The following is a 6921-nucleotide window of genomic DNA, read 5'->3' as shown; positions in this document are numbered from 1 at the left end:
GGGGCGGCTGGGGCCCGGTGGGCACCCCCGCCCTGCTCGCCAGCGGCCGCATGGAGCCCCGTAAGGTCATCGGCTCGATCGACACGAGCGAGTTCCTCGTCGCGGTCTCCGCGAGCCTGGGCTTCCTCTTCTCCCTCGGCTCCCAGGGCCTCGACTGGACCTGGGTGGCCGCGTTCCTGCTGGGTGGGATGGTGGCCGCGCCCATCGCCGCGTGGCTGGTCCGCCTGGTCCCGCCGAGGGTGCTGGGCTCGGCGGTGGGCGGAGTCATCATCGCGACGAACGTCCGCACGCTCCTGAAGAGCGACTGGATCGCGGCGTCGAGCGCCCTGAGCACCACGGTGTATGTCGCCGTGTACGCGCTCTGGGCGGCGGCCCTGACGTACTCGATCCGAGAACACCTGAAAGAAAAGGCCGCCACCCCCGCGTCCCAAAGGAGCGCGGGGAACAGCGCGACCAGCCACGACGAGCCGGTGCCAACCCACAATGGTTAGGACTTGTCCGGGCGATCACGCACACGGACCAGTCGCATGATCGGCCGACCGAATTCCAGGGCCTGCACAGGTCCCGCTTTGCGATGCTTGTCGCCGGGTCCGGGGCCGGCTGCCGAATGTTGTTCACGTTCACGAGGGCATCGCCTTTGTCCCCAGACGTGTACGTGTACTCGACCATGAGGGAGAACGGTATGGAGCCATTCGAACTCCGCCGCGCAGTTGAGGCAGGACGGGCGACCGCTGCGGAGTTGGGCCTTCAGGTCGACGACGCGATCGTCATTCACAACTCGGACCGCCTCGCGCTGCGCCTGGCCCCTTGCGGTGTTCTGGCTCGGGTCGCGCCTTCGGCACACCTGGCTGATTCCGAGTTCGAGGTAGAGGTCGCTCGCCGTCTCGCCGACGTCGACGCTCCGGTGGCTGAACTCGACCCTCGGGTCGAGCCCCGAGTCCATGTGCGTGACGCCTTCGCCATCTCGCTCTGGACCTACTACGAACCTGTGCGGTCGGAGATCGCGCCGGCCGACTACGCAGACGCGTTCCTGCGGCACCATGCCGCCCTGCGTCAGATCGATCTGGACGCGCCGCATTTCACCGATCGAGTCGCCGTGGCACTGAGAGCGGTGAACGACCGGGAGCAGTCCCCCGAACTGCCCGATTCCGACCGGGAACTCCTCAGCGACACACTCGGTGGACTGAGCGCCGCGATCAGCATCGACAAAGCGGGCGAGCAGCTGTTGCACGGCGAGCCTCATCCGGGCAACCTCCTGAACACGAGGAGAGGACCGCTTTTCGTGGACCTCGCCACGTGCTGCCGTGGCCCGATCGAGTTCGACCTCGCCCATGCGCCCGAAGAAGTGGGACAGCACTATGCGGGGGCCGACCACGGCCTGATTCACCGGTGCCGCGCCCTGAACTGGGCCATGTTCTCGGCCTGGCGCTGGCGCCGAGACGACCAGATGCCTGACCGGGGCCACTGGAGAGTGGAGGGGCTCAACCAGGTCCGTGCCGCACTCGATCGCTGCGGACTGGGCTGAGCTGGAGACACAGAGGCTGCCGGTTCCCGATCCGCCGCTCCGCGTGCGGCACCCCGACACGGAGCAGCGGACGAACACAGCCGGCGTGCGAGGAGATCTCATCCCTCGCCCTGCGCCCACAGCACCTACCCGGACACGGATCGGTCACCTGATCGGCCGGGCAGGTCCTGGACGGCTAGACGCTGTCCACCCCCACGGTGATCGTCGCCTTGTATCCGTCGGAGACACCGCTGCCCAACGCGGTCAGCGTCAGGAGCCCGCTCGACGCACCCGCGTCGTCATAGATGCTGTCGTTGGACAGCGTCGTCTCCGGCGTCGTGTTGTCCGAGTACGGGGAGGTCGCCTGGATCTCCTCGTTGATGTCCTCGTCGAAGAAGAGCTGGCCGGTGTGGATAACCTCGCCGCCGGTGTACGAGTCTTCGGTGAGGGTGACGTCCGTGTGCACTCGCATATGCACATGGACCGCGCGGGAGATGTAGTGACCGGGCCAGATGGACGTGATGGTGCACTGTCCGTTCTCGTCGGTCATCCGGCCGCCGCGCAGGAACGTGCCGTTGTCCTCGTAGTCGTGCCCGTTCCCGCCGACGAACCCGGAGTACTCCCCGAGATGGTCGCAGTGCCAGATCTCCAGCAGGGCTTCGGCGAGAGGCGCGCAGTCGTTCGCCACATCGACGACGGTGAAGGTGTACCGGACCTCGAAGCCCTCGGTCTCCTCCCGGATGTCCTCACGGACCAGGGCCCCTTCGAGGGAGTACGGCCCCTCGGTGACCTCGGCGTTCAACACACAGACGCTGCTGGTCGAGGCGGAGCCTGTGGTGCCGCTCTCGGCGGTGCCGGCCTCCGTGCTGCTGCTCTCCGTGGTGGTGTTCGCGGCCGCGAGCCCGGCCGCCGCGAGGCCACCCGCCGCCGCGACCGAGGCCCCGCCGATGAGCACCCGCCGCCGCCGAACACTCTTGTCCCGCCGGTGTTTCCCTCCCGCGTCCCGCGTCGGGTCCTGGTGTGCGCGCTGGGGGTTCGTGTTCTCCGTCATGCCCACGAAGCTAGAAGCACACCTGAAGAAATCCTTGATGTGCGCCTGTGAATGCCCTGGGAATGCAAGTCCCAACTGACGCTGTTTCACTGCGAGTTGGGGCACGCTCGGCCCAACCCGCAGTGGCAGGCGGCCACGAGACCCACCCGCGAGGCCCGGCCTCGGTCCGTGGCGTCACCGTCCGAGGCGAGCAGCCAGGAACACGGCCGCCACCGAGGGGCGGACCGCGTACGTCGCGCCCGCACCCCCCTTGGGCGCCTCCCACCAGGAAAACGGATAGCGACGCGCACTGTTTCCATGTGCCTTGCTCATCCCGGACAGCACGCCTGCCGTGCGGCGTGCCGGATCGACGTCGTTCGACCCGCCCAGCGTCTCGTCCATCAGCTCCGTGCAGTGGAACTCTCGGCCGGGGTTACGCAGGAGGTGCTCGAACACTCGCAGGGCCTGTGGTGCCAGTTCAGCCAGGAACACAGCGGCGCGCTCCAGGTCCTCAGGCCCCCATTCCGGGCCGTCATGGCCCTCTTCGCCGGAGTGCTCAGCCCAGCGCGGGTCAGCCTCAGTCAGGTACACCGTCACGTCCGCCCCCGTACAACGTCCTTGAGCGCCCTATTGTGCCCCGCTGCCCGACAGCCACGTAACCGTTCGGTTCACCTCAGAGACGGGCCTCGGACCTGGCGGCCAGGTCGTCGAGGTCCGGTGTCGGGCGTACGAGTGGGGTCCCGCTTGATTCGGTCGTAGGGGCAGCCTGCTCACTCGTCCGGTCTTCGTGGGCCAGGAGTGGGCTGATCGCGTCCACGACACGTCGGAGGGGCCCGTCCCCGACGAAGAGTGGCGGATTCACGCGTGACCGAGGGACTGTGACACCCCCTCCCCACTAGTCCGCGGAGCCTCCCGCCGCTCACCCCAACCGCACAGCCAGCGTCACCTCCGCCCCCGCCCCCGTCAGGTCCGTCGTGACCGTGAGGCGGTCCGTGACCAGGTGGGCGAGCCAGAGACCGCGGCCGGGGCAGGTGTCGGTGAGGCCGGGGAGGAGTTCGGGGATGGCGGGGGTGAAGCCGGGTCCGTCGTCGGTGATGCGGCACTCCAGTTCGTGGGGGAGGCGGCGGAGTTCGAGACGGCCCCGGCCGCCGGCGTGTTCCACGGCGTTGGCGGCGATCTCGCTGACCGCGAGGGTGAACTCGCCGAGTCGGACGCCACCGAGCCCTGCGGCCGCGGCCGTGTCCTCCACCTGGGCGCGTACCTGGGGGAGGTTCTCGCCCGTGAAGTGGCGTGTCAGCAAAAGCGTTTCGGCGGCGAGGCCGGGGGTGTCGCCTCCCGGGCCGCCGATCGTTCCTGCTCCGCCGTCCGTCTCCCCGCCCGGCATCACGGCCGCCTCCTCTCGATGGGTGTCGATGGGTACGAGCACGGGGTGCTGGGCGTCAAAGGTGAACTGCCGCACCTCGCCCACGCTAACCGCGCTCGCCGGATGAGTACCCAGGAGATCGAGAGGACATCATGCCTGGTCGGAACCGTGTGAATTCGACCGAGTCGTGATGGATTTCGCTCGACTCGGGCTGATCGGTTTGCGTTCACCGATCAGTCGGGGCCGACTGCCCCGGTCCGCGAGAACGGCACCGACACCCTCCCGCACGGTCTGGGGCGGAGCCGGTGCCGTCGTGCGCGGCGTACCGGACGGGTTACCTCAGCTGGACTCCACCCCCACCGTCAGCGACCCCGCGTACCCGGCCGTCGGCGAGCTGCCCAGGGCCGTCAGGGTGAGGAGGCCGGAGGCGGCGCCTCCCTCGTCGTAGATGGAGTCCTGGGCGAGTGTGGTGCGGGGGACCGTGTTCGCCGAGTAGGGGGAGAGCGCGCCGACACGTGTGGTGACGGTCTCGTCGAAGAAGAGCTGCCCGGTGTGGAGTTCCTGGCCGCCCGTGAACGAGCCGTCGGAGGTGAGCGTGACGTTCGTGTGCACCTTGAGGTGGATGTGGATGCACCGGCCCCGGTACCAGCCGGGGTAGACGGTCGTGATCCTCGCGACGCCGCTGGAGTTCGACAGCACGGCGCCGCGCAGGAACGTGCCGTTGTCGGGTTCGTCGTGGCCGTTGTTGCCGACGAACCCGGAGTACTCCCCGAGCGCGTCGCAGTGCCAGATCTCCACCAGCGCGCCCGCGAGCGGCGCGCAGGTGTCGTCGTCCACGACGGTGAGGGTGAGCACCAGCGGGAAGCCGGTCTTGCCCTCGCGTATGTCGGCGCGGACGAGCTGTCCGTCGAGGTAGTAGGGGCCTTCGGTCATCTCCTTGGTGAGGGTGCAGACGGCCGCGGCGGCCACGGGGGCGGTGTCCCCCGTGTCGGCCGTCCCGGTTGTGGGGGCTTCAGGCGTGGCGGCGGCGCCCACGGCCAGGGTGGCGGCCGTGGCGCCGGTGGCGATCAGTACGGTGCGGCGCCCAATCGACGTCGCCCCCGTCGCGTCCGCCGCCGTGGCCGTCCGTGTCGCCTTTGCTGCCTCTGAGGGCACTGAAGTGTCTGTCATGGACACGGCATCCTAGGAGCGGAGCCTGTCGGTCAGCTGTCAGTTCGGCAAAGTGAACAGTCGTCAAGGTTCTTGTGAGACAGGTGGGTTGCGGTGACGTCCTCCGCGCGTTCGCGGGGACTACTTCGCCGCCCTGGCGATCGACTCCAGGACCTCCCGCGGGTTCCCCTCCTCGGTCACCGCCCTGCCGATCTGCTTGCGGATCGCCGCGGCGACCTCGGACCAGTTGGTCTCGGCGACGGGGTAGAGGCGAAGGTTCTGGAGCGTGTCGAGGCCGCTCCACAGCGACCGGTGGGCCTTGTCGGCGCGCATCGCGTCGGCGGCGGACGTGGTGACGGGGAGCAGTTCGTACTGGGCGGCCTGCTCGGTCACGTACTTGTCGGTGTAGAGGAAGTCGAGGAACTGCCCGATGGCGGTGCGGTGGTCGTCGTTCCTGAAGGCGATGACCCAGTCCGCGGTGCCCATGGTGGGCGTCTGCTTGCCGTCGCGGCTCGGCAGCGGCACGGCGCCGTAGGGCACGGAGTCGGAGGAGTCCTCGATCTGGCGGACCAGCGACAGCGGGCCGTTGACCATGGCCGCGTCACCGGTGAGGAAGGCGTCGACGGCATCGCCCCGGTTCAGCTCGCCGGGTGCGACCGGGCCGGTGAGACCCTCGCCGACCAGGTTCTTCTTCAGCCAGGTCAGTGTCGCCACGTTGGTGGAGGAGGCGATGTCGTAGCGGTTCGTGGAGTCGGTGTAGCCGCCGTCGCCGGCCAGCAGCCACATCAGCGTCTCGGCCTCCGCCTCCTCCGGGCCGAGCGGCACGGCGATCGGGTACTTCACCCCCTGGGCCTTCAACGCCCGCGCCGCCGAGAGGAGTTCGTCCCAGGTCTTCGGCGGCTCCAGGCCCGCCCGCTCGAACAGGTCCTTGTTGTAGTAGAGCAGCCGGGTGCTCGCGGTGAACGGCAGGCCGTACTGCGCCCGGTCCATCTCCCCGGCCTTGACGAGACTCTGGACGAACGAGGCCTGGACCGGGACCGACAGCACCTCGTCCGCGCTGTAGAGCAGGTCTTGTGCGGCGTACTCGGAGTAGCTGTCCGTCTGCACGATGTCGGGTGCCTCGCCCCGCTCGACCAGCGCGGCGACCTTCTCGTCGACCTCGTCCGGGTCGTAGACCTTCACGTCCACGTCGATGCCCGGGTGCTCGGCGCCGAACGCCAGGGCGACCCGGTCCCAGTAACCCTCGGAGTTCTTGTGGACGTTGTCGCCGTAGTTGGTCGCGACGACCGTCAGGGAGACCGTTCCCGACTCGGCGTCCGCGCTGCCGCCGCAGCCGGACAGCCCGGCGGCGAGTCCCAGCGCGGCCGCGGCCGCCACGATCGTCCGGGCGTTGTGGCGCACGGTCCACCCACTTCCAGCTTCCAGCCGAACCTGAGACGTGTGAGTACAGGAGTAGAGATTGGGCTTGATCGTATGGCGCCCACCGGTGCGTACGGGGCCGCAGGTGTTGCGTTTTGATTCCGACGGCGTGACGGACGTGACGGGCACGACGGGTGCGACGGGCATGACGGGCGTGACGGGTGTGACCGAGATGCCCGACCCACGAAAGGAAGTACGGAATGGGCGCGCCTGTCGTTCACTCCGGCGCGGGAGCCCGGAACGGACGCCGCCCCCGCCGACAAGGCGACGCCCCCGACAGCGGCCCGTGCGGGGCTTGTCGGAGGCGTCGCCCCATGGGGTCCGTCAGGGAGGGTCCGGGCTCATCCCACCTGGTTGTACACCGCCCCCGCCGCGGGCCACCCCTGGGGCTCCTCCAGGGGCTCCGGCTGGGTGCGGCCGCGCACCTGGGCGGCGGTGAGGCCCTGGGCGGCGCCC

General features: G+C 69.2%; 7 protein-coding genes. 2 read left to right on the top strand and 5 right to left on the bottom strand.

Annotated features, from left to right (window positions below; all coding sequences use genetic code 11):
* A partial coding sequence (locus AWZ10_RS44345) for a sulfite exporter TauE/SafE family protein (RefSeq protein ID WP_159058586.1) occupies nt 1–491 on the top strand: 491 nt, incomplete at its 5' end.
* Nucleotides 492–682: 191 nt separating this feature from the next.
* The gene (locus tag AWZ10_RS44340) at nt 683–1525 is read left to right on the top strand and encodes a phosphotransferase (RefSeq protein ID WP_060894013.1); all 843 of its coding nucleotides are present in this window, start codon (nt 683–685) and stop codon (nt 1523–1525) included.
* A 175-nt stretch (nt 1526–1700) separates the two neighbouring features.
* Here AWZ10_RS44340 and AWZ10_RS44335 read toward each other — a convergent pair whose 3' ends face one another.
* The 5 genes from AWZ10_RS44335 to AWZ10_RS44315 form a co-directional block, all read right to left on the bottom strand.
* Nucleotides 1701–2555, bottom strand: coding sequence for an intradiol ring-cleavage dioxygenase (locus AWZ10_RS44335; RefSeq protein WP_060894011.1), 855 nt, complete (start codon nt 2553–2555; stop codon nt 1701–1703).
* A 174-nt stretch (nt 2556–2729) separates the two neighbouring features.
* Complete coding sequence (locus AWZ10_RS44330) at nt 2730–3131, bottom strand: DUF6416 domain-containing protein (protein WP_060894010.1); 402 nt, start codon at nt 3129–3131, stop codon at nt 2730–2732.
* A 322-nt stretch (nt 3132–3453) separates the two neighbouring features.
* Nucleotides 3454–3918, bottom strand: a complete 465-nt coding sequence (locus AWZ10_RS44325) for an ATP-binding protein (protein ID WP_060894012.1) — start codon at nt 3916–3918, stop codon at nt 3454–3456.
* Nucleotides 3919–4236: 318 nt separating this feature from the next.
* Nucleotides 4237–5067: an intradiol ring-cleavage dioxygenase gene (locus tag AWZ10_RS44320; RefSeq protein WP_079104699.1), complete on the bottom strand. Its 831-nt coding sequence runs from the start codon at nt 5065–5067 to the stop codon at nt 4237–4239.
* Between the two features lie 120 nt (nt 5068–5187).
* Entirely contained in the window at nt 5188–6447 is a 1260-nt protein-coding gene (locus tag AWZ10_RS44315; RefSeq protein ID WP_173531518.1) for an ABC transporter substrate-binding protein, read from the bottom strand.
* Nucleotides 6448–6921: the final 474 nt, after the last annotated feature.

The sequence above is a fragment of the Streptomyces europaeiscabiei genome (genome assembly GCF_001550375.1).
In the GTDB taxonomy this organism is placed as follows: domain Bacteria; phylum Actinomycetota; class Actinomycetes; order Streptomycetales; family Streptomycetaceae; genus Streptomyces; species Streptomyces europaeiscabiei.
This window is presented reverse-complemented; position numbering and strand designations above follow the sequence as displayed.

Excerpts from the sequence above, each read along its gene's own strand:
- AWZ10_RS44340 (WP_060894013.1), top strand. The coding sequence starts at position 683 with ATGGAGCCATTCGAACTCCGCCGCGCAGTTGAGGCAGGACGGGCGACC.
- AWZ10_RS44335 (WP_060894011.1), bottom strand. The coding sequence starts at position 2,555 with ATGACGGAGAACACGAACCCCCAGCGCGCACACCAGGACCCGACGCGG.
- AWZ10_RS44325 (WP_060894012.1), bottom strand. The coding sequence starts at position 3,918 with ATGCCGGGCGGGGAGACGGACGGCGGAGCAGGAACGATCGGCGGCCCG.
- AWZ10_RS44320 (WP_079104699.1), bottom strand. The coding sequence starts at position 5,067 with ATGACAGACACTTCAGTGCCCTCAGAGGCAGCAAAGGCGACACGGACG.